Source organism: Roseburia sp. 1XD42-34 (assembly GCF_009917385.1).
In the GTDB taxonomy this organism is placed as follows: domain Bacteria; phylum Bacillota; class Bacilli; order Bacillales; family Amphibacillaceae; genus Virgibacillus.
In genome coordinates this window covers 124,836-143,686 of sequence record NZ_QWLJ01000003.1, presented here as the reverse complement: position 1 = coordinate 143,686, position 18,851 = coordinate 124,836, and the positions used below count along the sequence as shown (strand labels likewise).

At 38.0% G+C, this 18,851-nt stretch carries 16 protein-coding genes; all 16 read left to right on the top strand.

Annotated features, from left to right (window positions below; genetic code table 11):
* Positions 1-280 precede the first annotated feature (280 nt).
* The 16 genes from sucC (at position 281) to fliJ (ending at position 18,851) form a co-directional block, all read left to right on the top strand.
* Positions 281-1,441 carry an ADP-forming succinate--CoA ligase subunit beta gene (gene sucC / locus D1839_RS02860; protein WP_120378377.1) on the top strand — a complete coding sequence of 387 codons (1,161 nt, stop codon included), beginning with the start codon at positions 281-283 and terminating at the stop codon, positions 1,439-1,441.
* 55 nt (positions 1,442-1,496) lie between these two features.
* Positions 1,497-2,399, top strand: a complete 903-nt coding sequence (sucD, locus tag D1839_RS02855) for a succinate--CoA ligase subunit alpha (RefSeq protein ID WP_120378376.1) — start codon at positions 1,497-1,499, stop codon at positions 2,397-2,399.
* Between the two features lie 280 nt (positions 2,400-2,679).
* Complete coding sequence (dprA, locus tag D1839_RS02850) at positions 2,680-3,615, top strand: DNA-processing protein DprA (protein ID WP_199689918.1); 936 nt, start codon at positions 2,680-2,682, stop codon at positions 3,613-3,615.
* Positions 3,616-3,899: 284 nt separating this feature from the next.
* On the top strand, positions 3,900-5,978 hold the full coding sequence (topA, locus tag D1839_RS02845; RefSeq protein WP_120378375.1) for a type I DNA topoisomerase: 2,079 nt from the start codon (positions 3,900-3,902) through the stop codon (positions 5,976-5,978).
* A gap of 1,405 nt (positions 5,979-7,383) precedes the next feature.
* Positions 7,384-8,292 (top strand): tyrosine recombinase XerC, encoded by a 909-nt coding sequence (xerC, locus tag D1839_RS02840; protein WP_120378374.1) that lies wholly within the window; start codon positions 7,384-7,386, stop codon positions 8,290-8,292.
* A 24-nt stretch (positions 8,293-8,316) separates the two neighbouring features.
* Positions 8,317-8,862 (top strand): ATP-dependent protease subunit HslV, encoded by a 546-nt coding sequence (hslV, locus tag D1839_RS02835; RefSeq protein ID WP_050352730.1) that lies wholly within the window; start codon positions 8,317-8,319, stop codon positions 8,860-8,862.
* Positions 8,863-8,880: 18 nt separating this feature from the next.
* Complete coding sequence (gene hslU / locus D1839_RS02830) at positions 8,881-10,275, top strand: ATP-dependent protease ATPase subunit HslU (RefSeq protein ID WP_120378373.1); 1,395 nt, start codon at positions 8,881-8,883, stop codon at positions 10,273-10,275.
* A 25-nt stretch (positions 10,276-10,300) separates the two neighbouring features.
* Positions 10,301-11,080: a GTP-sensing pleiotropic transcriptional regulator CodY gene (gene codY, locus D1839_RS02825; RefSeq protein WP_050352732.1), complete on the top strand. Its 780-nt coding sequence runs from the start codon at positions 10,301-10,303 to the stop codon at positions 11,078-11,080.
* Between the two features lie 1,160 nt (positions 11,081-12,240).
* Positions 12,241-12,639, top strand: a complete 399-nt coding sequence (gene flgB / locus D1839_RS02820) for a flagellar basal body rod protein FlgB (RefSeq protein ID WP_120378372.1) — start codon at positions 12,241-12,243, stop codon at positions 12,637-12,639.
* A gap of 4 nt (positions 12,640-12,643) precedes the next feature.
* Complete coding sequence (gene flgC / locus D1839_RS02815) at positions 12,644-13,093, top strand: flagellar basal body rod protein FlgC (RefSeq protein ID WP_120378371.1); 450 nt, start codon at positions 12,644-12,646, stop codon at positions 13,091-13,093.
* A 37-nt stretch (positions 13,094-13,130) separates the two neighbouring features.
* On the top strand, positions 13,131-13,439 hold the full coding sequence (fliE, locus tag D1839_RS02810; RefSeq protein ID WP_120378370.1) for a flagellar hook-basal body complex protein FliE: 309 nt from the start codon (positions 13,131-13,133) through the stop codon (positions 13,437-13,439).
* A gap of 277 nt (positions 13,440-13,716) precedes the next feature.
* On the top strand, positions 13,717-15,321 hold the full coding sequence (gene fliF / locus D1839_RS02805) for a flagellar basal-body MS-ring/collar protein FliF (protein ID WP_120378369.1): 1,605 nt from the start codon (positions 13,717-13,719) through the stop codon (positions 15,319-15,321).
* A 12-nt stretch (positions 15,322-15,333) separates the two neighbouring features.
* Entirely contained in the window at positions 15,334-16,344 is a 1,011-nt protein-coding gene (fliG, locus tag D1839_RS02800; protein ID WP_120378368.1) for a flagellar motor switch protein FliG, read from the top strand.
* The gene (fliH, locus tag D1839_RS02795) at positions 16,328-17,089 is read left to right on the top strand and encodes a flagellar assembly protein FliH (protein ID WP_120378367.1); all 762 of its coding nucleotides are present in this window, start codon (positions 16,328-16,330) and stop codon (positions 17,087-17,089) included. Before fliG ends, fliH begins: the two co-directional genes overlap by 17 nt.
* On the top strand, positions 17,086-18,408 hold the full coding sequence (gene fliI, locus D1839_RS02790) for a flagellar protein export ATPase FliI (protein WP_120378366.1): 1,323 nt from the start codon (positions 17,086-17,088) through the stop codon (positions 18,406-18,408). The genes fliH and fliI overlap by 4 nt, the downstream gene beginning before the upstream one ends.
* Positions 18,405-18,851, top strand: a complete 447-nt coding sequence (gene fliJ / locus D1839_RS02785; RefSeq protein WP_120378365.1) for a flagellar export protein FliJ — start codon at positions 18,405-18,407, stop codon at positions 18,849-18,851. Before fliI ends, fliJ begins: the two co-directional genes overlap by 4 nt.

The window sequence follows — 18,851 nt, the reverse complement described above, 5'->3', positions numbered from 1 at the left end:
TGCCGCTCAGGCGTCGGCATACTCCTGTTGCAGGAGCATGATTCCTAAAACTTTAGTTGATTCGCTCCAGTCGCTACATTGCTAACCGGGCTCCCTGCGCCTCTGTTTACCCTTTAAACTTGCATTCATGCGTAGATGAACGTTTCAACTTACTGTTTGCAGAGCGAAAAAAATAAATACATGATTCTACAAAAAAGGAGAAGATACGCGGTAATTCTTGTGAATTGAATTGTTTTTTTATACAATGGATATGCAGTGAATTTTGATGGGAGGATATAGGATGAACATTCATGAGTATCAAGGCAAAGAGATTTTGCGACAATACGGCGTTAAAGTTCCTGATGGGCATGTTGCCTATACAGTTGATGAAGCTGTAGAAGCTGCTAAAAAATTAGGAAGCGATGTCACGGTAGTAAAGGCACAAATTCATGCTGGTGGACGTGGCAAAGCTGGCGGCGTAAAAATAGCTAAAAACTTGGATGAAGTGCGTACATATGCCGATGAAATTCTCGGTAAAACGTTAGTAACGCATCAAACAGGTCCCCAAGGCCAAGAAGTGAGACGCTTGTTAATTGAAGAGGGATGCGATATTCAAAATGAATATTACATTGGCGTAGTACTCGATCGTGCTAGCTCACGTGTCGTTATGATGGCTTCTGAAGAAGGTGGTACAGAAATAGAAGAGGTAGCTGCTGCTACACCTGAAAAGATTTTTAAAGAAGTCATTGATCCCGTTGTTGGATTAACAGGTTTCCAAGCTCGTAGATTAGCATTTAATATTAATATTCCACATGAATTATTAGGAAAAGCTTCAAAATTTATGATAAGCTTATATACAGCATTTGTTGAAAAGGATTGTTCCATTGCTGAAATAAATCCATTGGTAACGACCGGAGACGGGGAAGTATTAGCTTTGGATTCTAAATTAAATTTTGATGACAACGCTTTATTCCGCCAAAAGGAAATTATGGATTTGCGTGATCTTGATGAAGAAGATGAAAAAGAAATAGAAGCTTCCAAGTACGATCTAAGTTATATTTCATTGGATGGAAACATTGGCTGCATGGTAAATGGAGCTGGTCTCGCTATGTCTACAATGGACATTATTAAGCATTATGGTGGAGAGCCTGCTAATTTCCTTGATGTGGGGGGCGGTGCTACAGCGGAAAAGGTAACGGAAGCATTTAAAATCATTTTATCTGATAAGAATGTAAAAGGTATTTTCGTTAATATTTTTGGTGGAATTATGAAATGTGATGTGATCGCTGAAGGCGTCGTAGAAGCAACGAAACAAGTAGGTTTAGAGATCCCGTTAGTTGTTCGCTTAGAAGGGACAAACGTTGCCAAAGGAAAGGAAATTCTTGAAGCTTCAGGATTGAATATTACCTCAGCTAATTCAATGGCTGATGGTGCAGAAAAGATTGTTTCCATGGTAAAGTAAAGCTCGCCAAATGACGTTAAATTTGTTTCAGATATAGCGGAAAGGACGGACGAAAATGAGTGTATATGTCAATAAAGATACGAAAGTAATTGTCCAAGGAATAACAGGTGGCACAGCTAAGTTTCATACCAAACAAATGCTTGAATATGGTACGAAAATTGTTGGTGGTGTAACACCAAAAAAAGGTGGTACAGAGGTTGAAGGAGTACCTGTGTTCAATACAGTAATTGAAGCAGTAAAAGCTACAGGTGCAACAGCTTCTGTCATTTACGTTCCCGCGCCGTTTGCAGCAGATGCTATTTTAGAAGCAGTAGACGCGGAACTAGATTTAGTTATTTGTATCACAGAACATATTCCAGTTATGGATATGGTGAAAGTCAAACGTTATATGGAAGGAAAGAAAACACGATTAGTCGGTCCAAACTGTCCGGGAGTAATTACTGCTGATGAAAGTAAAATTGGAATCATGCCTGGTTATATTCATAAAAAAGGTCATATCGGTGTCGTATCCCGTTCAGGAACACTAACTTACGAAGCAGTACATCAATTATCAGAAGCTGGCTACGGGCAAACGACAGCTGTTGGTATTGGTGGAGACCCTGTCAACGGGACTAATTTTATCGATGTCTTAGAGGCTTTTAATAATGACCCAGAAACATATGCAGTAATGATGATTGGTGAAATCGGCGGTACAGCGGAAGAGGAAGCTGCCGAATGGGTAAAAGCAAATATGACGAAGCCTGTTGTTGGCTTTATAGGTGGCGCAACAGCCCCTCCAGGAAAACGGATGGGACATGCTGGTGCTATTATATCGGGCGGAAAAGGAACGGCAGCGGAAAAAATCCGAATTATGAACGAGTGTGGGATTAAAGTCGCTGAAACCCCTGCGGTAATGGGTGAAACGATGATTCGTGCTCTTGAAGAAAATGGCTTAAAAGAGAAATGCAAAACGCATTAAGATTAAAAGATTTTCAAGCATAAGGTAAATAAGAAAGATGAAAGAACTTAGGTTACTACGGGGATACCTTCTGCTTAGTGGAGGAGCCTAACCAGGACTTAGGCTCCTCTGTACTTCTTATTAGTTAATGTTCCATATATAAGAATAAGAACTTTCGTTCGATTTCAGGCAGGCTAAAAGCTGATTTTTTGTTGGAATTTAGCACCTTGGCAAAAATGGATTACTTACTTCATTCATTAAAAATTACTTGTTGATCCTATATTGGATAAGAGTCTCGTTTATGAAAATATTTTCATATAAAAATGAAAGGAAGTGGAATATAATAACTAGCGTTCGATTTCGTTTAATTCATTTAAGCCGCTGCAGAGGTATCACTAGACGCTGGATACAAAAAATCTTAAAGCAAGATATCTCTCTTTTACATCTTTATCAAATGTCTCCTAAACAAATAAGCCACGCTTATTCTCTCTCCTTTAAAAATGCTGCTGATCTTTATCAAGACCTTCATTGTGATACGCTTATAAAACGATCGAAGTCAGAAATGGCGAATTATCATATAATTACTATTCTTGACAAACGGTACCCCCCTATGTTAAAAGCTATTCATGATCCACCACTGGTGCTATATGGAAAAGGTGACTTGCGTTTATTAAACTATACGCCTGCCATAAGTGTGATCGGCTCAAGAAATCCCTCTGCAGAAGCAAAGAAAAAAGTAGCTTTTCTAATAGAACCATTACTTCAAAACAAATGGTTAATTGTTAGTGGCATGGCAAAAGGAGTAGATCAGTTTGCGCATGAAATAACTCTAGAAAACTGTGGGAATACGATAGCTGTATTAGGGAGTGGCTTTCATTATATTTATCCAAAAGAAAACAGGCAACTGTTTCATGAAATTGTTAAAAAAGGCCTCGTTCTGTCTGAATATCCTCCAACAACTCGACCTGCAAGGCACCATTTTCCAGAACGGAACAGAATTATTAGTGGGCTAAGCTTTGGCACATTAGTTATTGAAGCAAAAAAGAGAAGTGGTACAATGATAACTGTTGATCAAGCATTGGAGCAAGGAAGAGAAGTGTTTACTGTTCCTGGGTCTATATTTATGGAACAGACAGAGGGCTGTCACCAATTAATTCGTGATGGAGCTCAACTGGTTACGAATGCGAGTGAGATATTGGAAGAATGGGATTCGAGCTATAAAAAAGAATTTGTTTAGCCGTATAAAAAGCATCTGAACTAAAGGCTGTGCTACAATGTTTTAATGGTAGTTTTGCAGTAGTAATAGCGGAATAATTGCAAGCTTTGTTTCAGATCATGTTTGACAAATGTACCGTATATATTTACTATTAGTGAAGATTTGCAAATAATTTTAAGAACGATACCAATAGTTCATTCGTATAACAAAATAGTAGGAAATAAAGAAATACACGATTACCAGATATAAATTCTGGTTGTATGGGAAGGTTGTCTATAGACAACCTTAGCTTGGGAGGAAATGATATGTCAGATTATCTAGTAATCGTCGAATCGCCTGCGAAGGCAAAGACGATTGAACGTTATTTAGGCAAAAAATATAAAGTAAAGGCATCAATGGGCCATGTGAGAGATTTACCAAAAAGTCAAATGGGTGTGGATGCAGAGAATAATTATGCACCAAAGTACATCACGATTCGCGGAAAAGGGGATGTCGTTAAGGACTTAAAGGCTGCTGCAAAAAAAGCAAAGAAAATTTACCTTGCCGCTGACCCGGATCGAGAAGGGGAAGCTATTGCTTGGCACTTAGCGCATATTTTAAACATTGATGAACAATCAGAATGCAGGGTCGTGTTCAATGAAATTACGAAAGAAGCGATCAAAGAGTCGTTTAAGCACCCTAGATCAATAAATATGAATTTAGTTGATGCACAACAAGCAAGAAGAATATTGGATCGTCTTGTCGGATACAATATTAGTCCATTATTATGGAAGAAGGTTAAAAAGGGTTTAAGTGCAGGTCGTGTACAATCTGTTGCTGTCAAATTAATTATCGACCGTGAAAAAGAAATAGAAAACTTTAAGCCTGAAGAGTACTGGTCAATCGATGCACAGTTTTTAAAAGATAAAGAATTATTTCAAGGCTCTTTTTATGGGGTGAATGGAAAAAAAGTAGCTTTAAAAACGGAAGCAGATGTAAAGGAAATTAAACAAATGCTTCAAGGTGACCAGTTTGCGGTTGATAAAGTGAATAAAAAAGAACGGAGGCGAAATCCAGCTCAACCTTTTACCACTTCTTCCCTACAACAGGAAGCCGCTAGAAAACTCAATTTCAAAGCAAAGAAAACCATGATGGTTGCGCAACAATTGTATGAAGGAATCGACCTTGGACGTCAAGCGGGTGGAATAACTGGTTTAATTACTTATATGCGTACAGACTCAACAAGAATCTCTGAAACAGCTAAAAAGGAAGCCAAATCGTATATAAGCGACCAATATGGGAACGAGTACCTTGGATCAAATAAGCAAGCGAAACAATCAGAGTCCGCTCAAGATGCGCATGAGGCTATTCGACCAACATCTGTGTTAAGAGAACCAAACACACTCAAATCGATTCTTTCGAGAGATCAGTTGCGATTATATAAATTAATTTGGGAACGTTTTTTAGCCAGTCAGATGGCTGCTGCTGTAATGGACACTATGACAGTCCATTTATTAAATAATAATGTAGAGTTTCGAGCTACCGGTTCGAAAATTAAATTTAAAGGTTTTATGAAAGTGTATGTTGAAGGAAATGATGATAATAAAAAGGATGAAAATAAACTGCTTCCAGCATTAACAGAAGGCATGAAAGTGAAAGCACAGGAAATAAAGCCAAATCAACACTTTACACAGCCACCTCCAAGGTATACGGAAGCGAGATTAGTAAAAACGATGGAAGAGCTTGGGATTGGTCGTCCATCCACTTATGCGCCAACGTTGGATACTATTCAAAGGAGAGGTTATGTAAGTGTTGATAATAAGCGGTTTGTCCCAACGGAATTAGGGACGATTGTATTGGAACTAGTTGAGGAATTTTTCCCGAAGATTATTGATGTGGATTTCACTGCTCAAATGGAAAATGATTTAGACGCTGTTGAAGAAGGGCGTACAGTATGGGTGAAAGTCATTGACCAATTCTATCAAGAATTTGAAAAACGCTTGAAAAAAGCAGAGCAGGAAATGGAAAAAGTGGAAATAAAAGATGAGCCAGCAGGAATTGAATGTGAAAACTGTGGTCACGAAATGGTTTATAAAATGGGAAGGTACGGGAAGTTTTTAGCTTGCTCTAACTTTCCAGAGTGTAGAAACACGAAGCCGATTTTAAAGAAGATAGGTGTGAATTGTCCTAAATGTAAGGATGGAGAAATTGTAGAAAGAAAATCAAAAAAACGTCGCACATTCTATGGCTGCGATCAATTTCCTGAATGTGACTTCGTTTCCTGGGATAAACCTATTTCACGTCCTTGCCCTAAATGTCATGCGTTATTAGTTGAGAAAAAAGCGAAAAAGGGCACGCAAATTCAATGTACAAATTGCGAATATAAGGAAGAAGTACAGAAGTAACTGCTCAACGATCGTTGAGCAGTTTTCTTTACCGAACTATAATATCATCTGTCTCCATCGCCACACCGCTATGTATTTCACAAGATCGCCCTTCGATTCGTCACCTCGCCGTGCTTTTTTTCCTTGTAAAAAAGTGTTGCAAGATTACTATTTCAAGCATGAAAGAGGTGAAGCTGAACAAGTCGAAGTGGAGATAACCTAATTGCCCGATTCGTTCAAGGCCTTTAGGTCATACCCTTGCTGTACTAACAATCACGGCGGGCGAAAGAAAACCACACGGATTGGAGGTTCACTTTATCTCGGTTCATTCGTCCTGTTCACTTCGTGTTTAAAAGGGTGCTTGGGCCTTCGTTTGCGTTTTGGATATGATCTACTTAAATAGGGATGTAGGTGACATAATTAAAAGTAGCTTGTGTTCTCTAACCCAAACGGTTAAGTTATACCAAACAACGATCTTCTTGCTACATATCCTTATGAATGCGAAAATCGAAGACTGGTCGGTTACAAGTGGACTTGTCCTCACCCTCCATATATTTTGGTTTTAAAGATAGATCTTTTTTTCTGAAAGTAACATCTTATTTCCTCTCTCAAAATGCTTGTGATACTCGAAAATGATGAGACAATCTATCTGTGATCCGTTCCATGAATACGCAAGGGAATTTCTTGAAGGAGTTTTTCTTCTTGCCATCATTCTTCGCTATTTTGTCGTTACCTTTCCTTTATAGTTTTAATAAATTTCTTAATCAGCATATCTTTTTAAAAATGTTACTCCTATAAAAACAGAAGCTGCTTTTTTCTCCTTCTTTTCTATACTTGTGTCGGTTAACCACTATGGTTTTACGTTGTATGTGGTGACTATGAACTTCGTCACCGTTTCTTAACAATGTTAATGTTTGAACCTTCTAAAAAAAGGATATATACTATATTAGGATAGAATACGCGTTGGCATAGATATTGCTGTAATTAACCTTATTAGTTGTTCCTTTTAAGGAAAGCCATTATTTGCTTCATTATTCGTGCTAATTTTGAATTGTGAGATTCGAAACATAATTGGTTGACTAATGAAGAAGAAACAGATATAATTACGCATTGGTAAGGTTATATACTTGACAGTATTAGTTCATACTTTATTCTACAAATACCGTTTGCCAAAGAATAAATAGATTTGCTTTTTATTAATGTTCCTTTCTTAGCTCACGTTTACCAATCAATGAGTGGGATGCTGGTTTACAAACTTCAGTCTGGAAAAATTAACGCTTAAAGGAAAGTGATCCTTATTAAGAGTACAGGGCAAGCTCTATCTATGAGAGATGTTGTTTCTGAATTTTGTTACAATTTAGTTAAATTTATTGCTAAAGAATAATTTCTATGTTATGATTTATTCGCTGCTTAATGGGGTGAAAATTTGAATAATTTCAGGAATTATTGGCAATCCTTTAAGGAGTACTTACAAATAGAAAAAAATGCTTCACCATACACGGTTAAATACTATTTAAATGATCTGGAAGTTTTTTTTTCTTTTTTAAAGGCTGAAGGGATAGCTAATCTCTATGAAGTCGACGGACGGATTGTTCGTGTGTTTTTAAATGCCCTGTATGACCAGCAATTAAGCAGGAGATCTGTTTCCCGGAAAATATCGACGTTGCGAACGTTTTATAAATATTTAGAACGCGAAGATGTGGTCACAACCAACCCATTTTCTGCTATTCGTTTACCTAAAACGGAAAGCACCATCCCGGGATTTTTGTACACAAAAGAGCTAGAACAACTGTTTGAAGTGAATGATTTAACGCATCCATTAGGCCAACGGGACCAAGCCTTATTAGAGTTGCTTTACGCTACGGGAATGCGGGTGAGCGAATGTCAGCAATTGGTTTTAGAAAACATCGATTTTTTCATTGGAACGGTGTTTGTAATGGGAAAGGGCAGAAAAGAACGTTACATTCCGTATGGGAAATTTGCTGAAATTGCTTTAGAAACATACATACAGAATGGAAGAAAGACGTTGCTAGCCAAATCCAACCAACCTACAAACGTATTATTTCTTAATCACCGTGGATTTCCGTTAACAGAAAGAGGAATTCGGGATGTATTAAACCGAATGGTGAAAAAGGCAGCTTTAACCGTAAACGTACATCCGCATAAATTGCGTCACACTTTCGCTACACATCTCTTGAACGAAGGTGCCGATTTACGCAGCGTTCAAGAATTGTTAGGTCATGAAAATTTGTCTACCACACAAATTTATACTCATGTGACGAAAGATCATTTGCGACGTGTTTATATGAAAAGTCACCCAAGAGCGAATGATTAATTTTGATTAAAGAGGTGAGCTGACATGACCAATGAAATGCACGCTACGACTATTTTTGCCATCCGTCATAATGGGAAATGTGCGATGAGCGGTGATGGTCAAGTTACGATGGGAAATGCAGTAATTATGAAACATAAAGCAAAGAAAGTTCGTACCTTGTTTAAAGGGCAAGTATTGGCCGGTTTTGCTGGATCTGTGGCTGATGCGTTTACTCTCTTTGAAAAGTTTGAAGGGAAATTAGAAACGTATAATGGCAATTTGCCCAGAGCGGCTGTAGAACTTGCGAAAGAATGGCGTAGTGATAAGGTGTTACGAAAGCTTGAAGCGCTATTGATTGTAATGAATAAAGAGCATATGTTTTTAGTTTCTGGAACGGGTGAAGTCATTGAGCCTGATGACGGAATTTTAGCAATTGGTTCTGGTGGAAACTATGCGCTTAGTGCTGGTAGAGCTTTAGCAAGACATTCTAAAGAATTATCCGCCAAAGAAATTGCGCAAGCGGCCTTAGAGATTGCTGGAGAAGTATGTGTGTATACGAACAATCACATCACACTAGAGGTATTGGAGTAAAAGGAGGCCTTTGGGAAAATGGGTATGGACTACACTCCAAAGCAAGTTGTGGGACAATTGGATAAATATATTATTGGACAGAAAAGCGCAAAGCGTTCTGTAGCTGTTGCATTACGTAACAGATACAGACGCATGAAGCTAGAGGAAGACTTAAAAGAGGAAATCGTCCCTAAGAATATATTGATGATTGGTCCAACTGGTGTAGGGAAAACAGAAATAGCTAGAAGGTTAGCCAAGCTGGTAGGAGCGCCATTTGTGAAGGTTGAGGCAACGAAGTTTACAGAAGTAGGGTACGTCGGTCGCGATGTGGAATCCATGATTCGTGATTTAGTAGAAATGGCTTTACGATCAGTAAAAGATGAGAAAATGAAGCAAGTTAAGAGTAAAGCTGAAAAAGAAGCGAATAAACTACTTGTTAAATTGTTAGTTCCTCAGGCGAAAACAGGGAACCATACGAAAAACCCTTTTGAAATGTTGTTTTCTTCACAACAAGATAACAGCGACTCCGATGATGGATCTGTAAAAAATGAAGAAATTCGAAATAAACGGAAACGTGTGGAACAACAATTAGCTTCTGGAGAATTAGAAGATGAGATTGTTACTGTGGAAATAGAGGAACAAACCCCATCTATGTTTGATATGTTGCAAGGTTCTGGTATGGAGCATATGGGCATGAATATGCAAGACGCACTTGGTCAGTTTATGCCAAAAAAGAAAAAGAAACGTAAATTACCAGTAGCTGAAGCGCGTAAAGTGTTAACACAACAAGAGGCAAGTAAGCTAGTTGACATGGAAGAAGCAGCACAAGAAGCTATTCAACGAGCGGAACAATCCGGAATCGTATTTATTGACGAGATTGACAAAGTAGCTGGGAAAGAACAACAGAGTGCTAATGTATCACGAGAAGGTGTACAGCGTGATATATTACCGATTATAGAAGGTTCTACAGTGATTACCAAGCATGGACCTGTAAAAACGGATCATATGCTATTTATTGCTGCTGGTGCCTTTCATATGTCGAAACCTTCTGATTTAATACCAGAACTACAGGGGAGATTTCCGATTCGAGTAGAATTGGAGAAGCTGTCAACGGATGACTTTAAGCGGATTTTAAAAGAACCTTCGAATGCTTTACTGAAGCAATATAAGGCTTTATTGAAAACAGAAGGTATAAATATAGAATTTACAGACGAAGCTGTAGATAGAATCGCTGAAATAGCGTATGAAGTGAATCAGGAAATGGATAATATCGGAGCTAGAAGACTGCATACCATTTTGGAAAAGCTCCTCGAGGATCTTTCTTTTGAAGCTCCAGAGATTAATATGGATACAATTGAAATAACTCCAGCATACGTAGATGAAAAATTATCTGCTATCGCTAAAAATAAAGATTTAAGTCAATATATACTATAACATAAAGATCGAATGGAGGATCACAATGGAACTATTAAATCGTGCAAGAAAAATTAACGCAATGCTACAAAAATTCGGAGGAAAATCGGTGGATTTTAATGATATGTCCGCTTCATTACGCGATGTTATTAAGGGTAATGTGTATATTTTGAGTCGTCGAGGGAAATTACTTGGATTTGCGATTAACCAGGAAATTGAAAATGAAAGAATGAAAGCTATGCTAGAAGAACGTCAATTTCCACAAGAATATACAGAAGGTTTATACAACATTCATGAAACAACAGCGAACCTTGATATCGACAGTCCACACACTGTGTTTCCAGTAGAAAATCGTGACTTATTCCAAAACGCTTTAACTACGATTGTTCCAATTATTGGTGGTGGCGATCGCTTAGGTACCCTAATTCTTGGGCGTTTATCGGAAGAGTTTAATGAAGATGATCTTTTGCTAGCTGAATATGGTGCTACAGTAGTAGGTATGGAGATTCTTCACGAAAAATCGCAGGAGATTGAAATGGAAGCTAGAAGTAAAGCAGTTGTCCAAATGGCAATCAGCTCACTATCCTATAGTGAATTAGAGGCTATTGATCACATTTTTGAAGAGCTTGATGGCAGTGAAGGACTACTCGTAGCAAGTAAAATTGCAGATCGTGTAGGTATTACCCGTTCTGTGATCGTAAATGCCTTAAGGAAGCTAGAAAGCGCAGGCGTAATTGAATCTCGTTCATTAGGTATGAAGGGAACATATATTAAAGTATTAAATCATAACTTCCTTGTAGAACTAGAAAAATTACGTTCTAGATAAAAATAAATATAATATGAACGACTTTTAAGGAAGACCTTAAAACATCTACGTACATTTATTTATGTTCGTGGATGTTTTTTTGTGGAGCTTGATATTTCTAAGCTAAGAAATAATATATGAATCTGTTATCTTTTATGTTTTGGTGTAAATAACAGAATAAATTACTAATAAATAGTGAATACATCGAATCAGAAGAGGACTGACAATAATGCAATAAAGTGTCTATTAAGAAAAGTGACGTAAAAAGTAAAAAACTGTTGCTTTGAGATAATGAACTAACGAAATAATCACGTCCCAGTCCTATCTGCCAACAGTTTTTCGGCCTTCATGTTCTCTTCGACGATAAGCCTTCAAGTTCGTCATCTTATCGTTATTCTTTATCTTCGTTGCTTCGTTCCATTCGCTACGTTGTTAAACGATCTCTCTCCGCTTTTGTTCTATCACCGAATAAACTATAAATGCTAATTTAAGTATTACAAAAATTAGCATTTAACCATGTGCATTTTGTTCTACAGTCTATGTTACAACTTTACTTAGAGTGAGCATGATAGCTTTGTTCGAACATCCTGCCCTTCTAAGCTTGCTTCTGGCTGCCGACTAGGCGTGTAGCGTCCTTTGTAGTTAAGGTGTAATCGTTCATGCACCATCTATGGTTAAACACGCTTTAAGCGAAAGTGTCTGTGCTTAGATAAGCAAAAACGCACCATTTTGGAACATTCATTTATAACTAAACTTTCATTTATTTACTATATTTCTATTCTTACAGTTACTTAGAACAGTTAAAGCTTTCTTTTGTTTTAGCTTGTTAATGTATGTTTCTCATGGCGCTCCAACGATTTATTCAGAATTTAGCTGCTGTTTTTTCGATTAGAATTCTTTTTGAAGCTCTTTATCCCTTGGATAAGTAATTTTACAACATAATACTTTCAAGATAAAAACTTCAAATTATCCTGGATTGCAAATGTTATCAGAAATGTTAGTATTATCCAACGCAAAAACAGGAATAAATACCTAGTAATAAATGACTAACTTTAAAAAAATTATATAAAAATGTCGAAAACCAATAGACTTTAGTTTCATTATGACTTAAACTATTCGTAGATAAATGATACTTTCGACGTATTCTTAAATATTGTTAGTACTTTTTTAGGGGTGAAAAAATGAGTTTGTTTAGTGGGACGATTCAGACTTTAGAACAATCATTAAATTATGCTTCAACCAAGAATCGAGCTATTTCCTCAAATCTAGCTAATTTAGATACACCAAATTACAAAGCGAAAGATGTCACATTTAAAAATTATTTGTTAAAAGAGCTGTCTCAACCGTTACAGGCGAAAAGGACAAATAGCAAACATTTTGGTTTTCATGGTGAGGCACAACCAGCAGGTTTTAAAACAATTAGGCAGCATGCTACATCTTATCAGCACAATGGTAATAATGTGGATGTGGATAAAGAGATGGCTGACTTGGCCAAAAATCAAATTTATTATCAAGCTCTCGTAGATCGGATTAACGGTAAATTTGGCAGCTTACAAACTGCTTTAAAAGGGGGTAGGTAGTTAAATGTCGATGTTTCACTCGCTTCATTCTAGTGCAAGTGCATTAACAGCGCAAAGGCTAAGGATGGACGTTATATCATCTAATATTGCAAATGCGCAAACAACAAGGGCAAGAGTAAATGAGGCTGGAGAAATAGAGCCTTATCGCAGAAAAATGGTTACGATGCAACCGGAAGGCTCTTCATTTCAATCCTTTTTACATAAAGCTGCTAACGCCCCTACATCTGCCGGCGTTCGGGTCCGATCCATAACAGAGGATCAAAGTCCGTTTAAACCAGTGTATAATCCGACTCATCCGGACGCCAATGAGAATGGCTATGTTCAGCTACCCAATGTAGACCCTTTAAAAGAAATGGTAGATTTAATGAGTGCTACTCGTTCGTACGAGGCCAACATCACTTCATTAAATGCTAGTAAATCCATGTTGATGAAGGCGTTGGAAATTGGTAAATAACGACGGTTAACTACATAAAGTAAAGGGAGTGAAAATTTTGATTCAAGCAATAAATCAACCATTACAACCGTTATCACCTACTACGGATGCTCAAAACAAAGCAACTATTTCTCCTGGTGAAGCACAGGGAAAATTTGCTTCTGCATTAAAAAATGCGATTGATAAAGTAAATGAGGTACAGATAGCTTCGGATAAAAAAACGGAAGCCATGGCAAATGGGCAAGTCACCAATTTGCATGACGTGATGATAGCTTCGCAAAAATCTAACATTGCTTTAGAAGCAACGGTACAAATTCAAAGTAAGGTAGTAGAAGCGTATAAAGAAGTAATGAGCATGCAAGTGTAAGGTGCGCCATTAAGATCGCACATCAATCATTTAAGAACTCGTGTAGTCATATAGTACTAAAATGGATGTTCCGGTAGTGGCTAAAAAGACCTTCTAAGACATTGGAATGTTCATGCGAGTGGATAATTAGTTTTGAGACCAATTCATAAATAGGTCGATTCAATCTTGACTTTGGAAAACGTACCAAATTACTGCGTGAAATTATGTTTTCCTTATCCTCTTTAATGTACTGTACATATAAAAGATATTTTACTAGAGCATGTTGGTGGGGGAACTTATGAAAGAGAAAATAATGAATTGGAAGGACCGTACTACGAATTTCTGGAGAAACCGGACAAAAGTTCAAAAATTAACATTTTTGGGTTCTTTATTCGTCGTTGTCCTTTTGATACTAGCTATTTCACTTTTTACAATGAATACAACAAACTACGTTCCACTATATAATAATTTATCTGTGCAGGAAGTGGGACAAATTAAAGAAGAACTGGACGCAAGAGGTGTTCCTTATGAACTAACAGATGGTGGCAAGGTCATTGAGGTTCCAGAAGAGCAAGTGGATAGTCTGTTAGTTGACCTTGCTGCCCAAGGGATACCGAATAGTGGGAATATTGACTATTCCTTTTTTAGTGAAAATGCTTCATGGGGAGTTACTGAAAACGAGTTTAATGTCATGAAGCTTGATGCAATGCAAACGGAGTTGGCTAATTTAATTAAGGGAATCGACGGTATACAAGATGCTAAAGTAATGATTAATATGCCAGAAGATCCGGTTTTCGTGAATGATACAAAGCAGGAGGCAAGCGCTTCAATTGTAATCAATACAGAAGCTGGTCACAACTTTGAAGCTGGACAAATTAATGGATTATATCATATCGTCTCTAAAGCTGTGCCGAATTTGCCAACAGAGAATATTGCGATTACGAACCAGTACTTTGAGAGCTTTGAACCAGAAGGGGCTGGTGGTAGTAACACGCCAAAAGATACGTATACATATCAGCAAACGGTTAAAAAGGACATCGAAAAAGATGTACAAAAACGTTTGCAGCAAATGCTTAGTGCAATGGTAGGACCTGGGAATGTTATTGTGTCAGTAACTTCAGATATAGATTTCACCCAAGAGAACCGAACGGAGGAACTTATCGAACCAGTTGATTTGGAAAATATGGAAGGACTTCCGGTTAGTATTGAGACGATCAAGGAAACATATGAAGGTAATGGCGCAGCTGCAGGTGGAACCGTCGGCACGGGTGAAGAAGATGTAGCGAATTATCAAGCTACAGACAGCGACGGCGATGGCGAATACGAAATGACAAAAGAAACGATCAACAATGAATTTAATAAAATTAGAAAAAACATTGTTGAAAGCCCGTATAAAGTTCGGGATTTAGGAATTCAAGTTGCAGTTAACCGAGTGAAATCTGCAGAAGGAAACGATGTAGAACATTTATCACAGCAAGAAGAGACAACTGTTGAAGAAGGTATTAGTTCTATTATTGATTCCGTAATTACTACATCTATTCATGCAGAATACGAAGAAGAGGTAACACCTGAAGAAAATGTATCCATTGTTTTTCAAGAATTTACTGGTACAGATACAACGCCTACTGATAATCCATCTGCTATACCAACATGGGCTTATGTAGTTGGTGGAATATTGCTTCTAGCTATCATTATTTTGTTAATCTTCTATTTACGTTCTAGAAAAGCGGATGATGAATATGAAGAAATGCAACAAGAAACAGCAGCACCAGTAGATATCCCTGATCTTCCTGAACGAGAGGATTCAGAAGCTACCATTCGTAAAAAACAGCTGGAAAAGATTGCCAAGGAAAAACCAGAAGATTTTGCAAAGTTACTGCGTAGCTGGATTGGAGAGGAATAGGAGGTATGAATAATGGCACGACATAAAGGACTCACTGGTAAACAAAAAGCTGCAATTCTATTAATCTCCCTAGGTCCAGATGTATCAGCACAGGTATATAAGCATTTAACAGAAGAAGAAATTGAAAAACTCAGTTTAGAAATTTCTTCGGTTAAGAAAGTGGATAACCAGCAGAAAGAGGAAATCATCGAGCAATTTCATCAGATAGCACAAGCACAGGATTATATCGCTCAAGGTGGTATTGGGTATGCGAAAACCGTATTGGAAAAGGCTTTTGGTAAACAAGAAGCAACGAATATTATTAACCGCCTAACTTCGTCTTTGCAGGTGCGACCATTTGATTTTGCTAGAAGGGCTGACCCACAGCAGGTGTTTAATTTTATCCAAGGAGAGCATCCGCAAACGATCGCGCTAGTTCTTTCCTATTTGGACGCAGAACAGGCAGGACAAATATTATCTGCTTTACCACAAGATATGCAGGCGGATGTAGCGAAGCGTATTGCTACGATGGATTCCACGTCACCGGAAATTATTTCGCAAGTGGAACAAGTACTGGAAAAAAACATCTCTGCTTCGTTTACTGAGGACTATACGCAAACTGGTGGTATTCCAGCAGTTGTAGAAGTCCTAAATGGTGTAGATAGGAGCACAGAACGAACCATTTTAGATGCATTGGAAATTCAAGACCCTGAGCTTGCAGATGAAATTAAAAAGCGAATGTTCGTATTTGAGGATATTGTTATTTTGGATAACCGTGCGATTCAACGGATTATTCGTGAAGTAGATAACGAAGACCTGCGTCTCTCTCTGAAGGTAGCCAGTGATGAAGTGAAAGACATCGTGTTTAAAAATATGTCACAACGGATGGCAGAGACATTTAAAGAGGAAATGGAATATATGGGACCAGTTCGCTTGCGTGATGTAGAGGAAGCGCAGACACGGATTGTTTCAACGATAAGGAGACTAGAAGATATAGGTGAAATTGTAATTGCAAGAGGTGGAGGTGATGATATCATTGTCTAATCCATCATGGATCAATGGACGAAAGCAAATTCATGTAAAGCCCGCTGCTGCATTTTTACAAACCAATGTTGTAAATAATTCCAAACAGCATCCTGACAAAGGGCAGCTCCATCAGCAAATGCTGCAAGCTAAGCAAACTCTAGCTGATCTCTATGAAGAGAAAAAGCGATTAATAGAACAGACACAGCAGGAAATTGAAGCAGAAAAGCAAGCGTGGCAAGAAGAAAAACAGAAATATATTGAAGCTGCCAAGAAAGAAGGGTATCAGGCTGGTTTTTCATTAGGAAAATCAGAAAGCCTTACTTCGTATAAAGAGTATTTGGATCAAGCGAACCAAATTATTGACAGTGCAAAGCAGGATTACCATACGCTCATTGAAGAACATGAAGAAACCATAATGGAAATCGCCATTCATACAGCGGAAAAGATTCTCAAACAAAAGATTGATGCAAACCCGGAATTGTTTTTATCCATTATCAAAGCTGCCATTAAAGAATTAAAAGACCAGTCGGAAGTTGCACTTTATTTGCACCCCGACCAATATACATTCGTTATCCAGCATAAAGAGGAACTAGCTTCTTTAATCGAACAAAATGCAAAGCTTACGTGTTATGTTTCTGACGAAATAAAGGAGAATGGCTGTATGATTAAACATCCGTTTGGACAAGTTGATGTCAGCATTGATACGCAACTGGAGGAGATTGGTAAAGTCCTATCTGAGTTAGCCGGGGAGAAAAAACAATGAATACGACAAGTTATTTAACTGCCATTTCCAAGGCGGATACGTATAAACGTTATGGGAAAGTGTTACGTGTAGTTGGCATCATGATTGAATCTAAAGGCCCAGCTGCTAACATTGGAGAGGTGTGTTATATCCATCCGTCTGCTCAAAAAGATGAACCTATTATTGCAGAAGTTGTGGGATTTCACGAGGAACGAATTATTCTTATGCCTTATGAAGAAGTAATGGAGATTGGGCCTGGATGTCTGGTGGAATCAACAGGGAAACCGCTTAGTGTAAAGATAGGCAGAGGTCTAATTGGTCATGTTATTGATGCTTTAGGCAAGCCATTGAATGGGCAGCCACTGCAAAAAGGTCTCACCAGCTTCCTTACAGATCAATCTCCGCCAAATCCGATGCAACGACCGCCAATTACAAATCCTTTACAGGTCGGGATTAAAATCATTGATGGATTACTAACGGTTGGAGAAGGACAACGAATTGGCATTTTTGCTGGTAGTGGCGTTGGAAAAAGCACTTTGCTTGGAATGATTGCCCGTAACAGTGAAGCGGATATTAATGTCATTGCATTAATTGGTGAGCGTGGTCGAGAAGTTAGAGAGTTTATTGAAAAAGACCTTGGAGATGAAGGGCTTAAAAAATCCATTGTAGTTGTTGCGACGTCTGATCAACCAGCCTTGATGAGAATTAAAGGGGCAGATACTGCTACGGCAATTAGTGAATATTTTCGCGATCAAGGCTATCGTGTCAATCTGATGATGGATTCTGTAACGCGCGTTGCCATGGCAAGGCGTGAAGTAGGATTAGCGACAGGGGAACCACCAACAACAAAAGGATATACGCCATCCGTATTTGCTACGCTACCTAAGCTTTTAGAACGAACAGGGACGAATCCGAATGGAACTATTACTGCCTTTTACACGGTGCTCGTCGATGGAGATGATATGAATGAACCAATTGCCGATACAGTTCGTGGTATTCTAGACGGTCATTTTGTCATGGATCGTAAATTAGCGGAAAGGGGGCAGTACCCTGCGATTAATGTCTTACAATCCATTAGTCGAGTGATGCAACAGGTAACAGATAAGAACCATCACGAATTAGCTAAAGAAATCCGAGCTTTACTTGCAACGTTTGAAGAAAATCGCGAATTAATTCAAATCGGTGCTTATAAACGGGGGACAGATCAAGAAATTGATCAAGCAATTGCGTATTATCCTAAGATACAATCTTTTCTTATGCAGGGAATACATGATTACCATTCGTTTGAGAAGTCGGTTCAATTAATGAAAAATCTGCTTCACGGAGGTGGTAACGAATGAGTGACACGGTTGTCTTGTCAAAACTATTACATATTCGCGAAACAGAAAAAGTACAAGCTCAAAAAGCATATCAGCAATCAATGGATTGCTTTGAAAAATCAGCAACTCAACTTTATCAATTGTTAAAAAAGAAAGAAGTAGCAGAAGAAATTTATGAAGAATCCTTACAGCAAACAACTACTCTAGACAAATTAAAGGAGCAGTCCACCTATTTGGAGAAGTTGAATGACATGATAGTTGAGTTACAAAAGGATGTGCAAAGAGCTCGTGCAGAGATGGAAGCAAAACAATCTAATCTCACAGAAGCACACGTAGAAACGAAAAAATTCGAAAAAATAATTGAACGTCGAAAGAAACAAAAAAATGAAGCAAATGAAAAAATAGAAAAAGCGGTTATGGATGAAATATCTATGTATCAATTTCTAAATTATAAAAACAGGTGA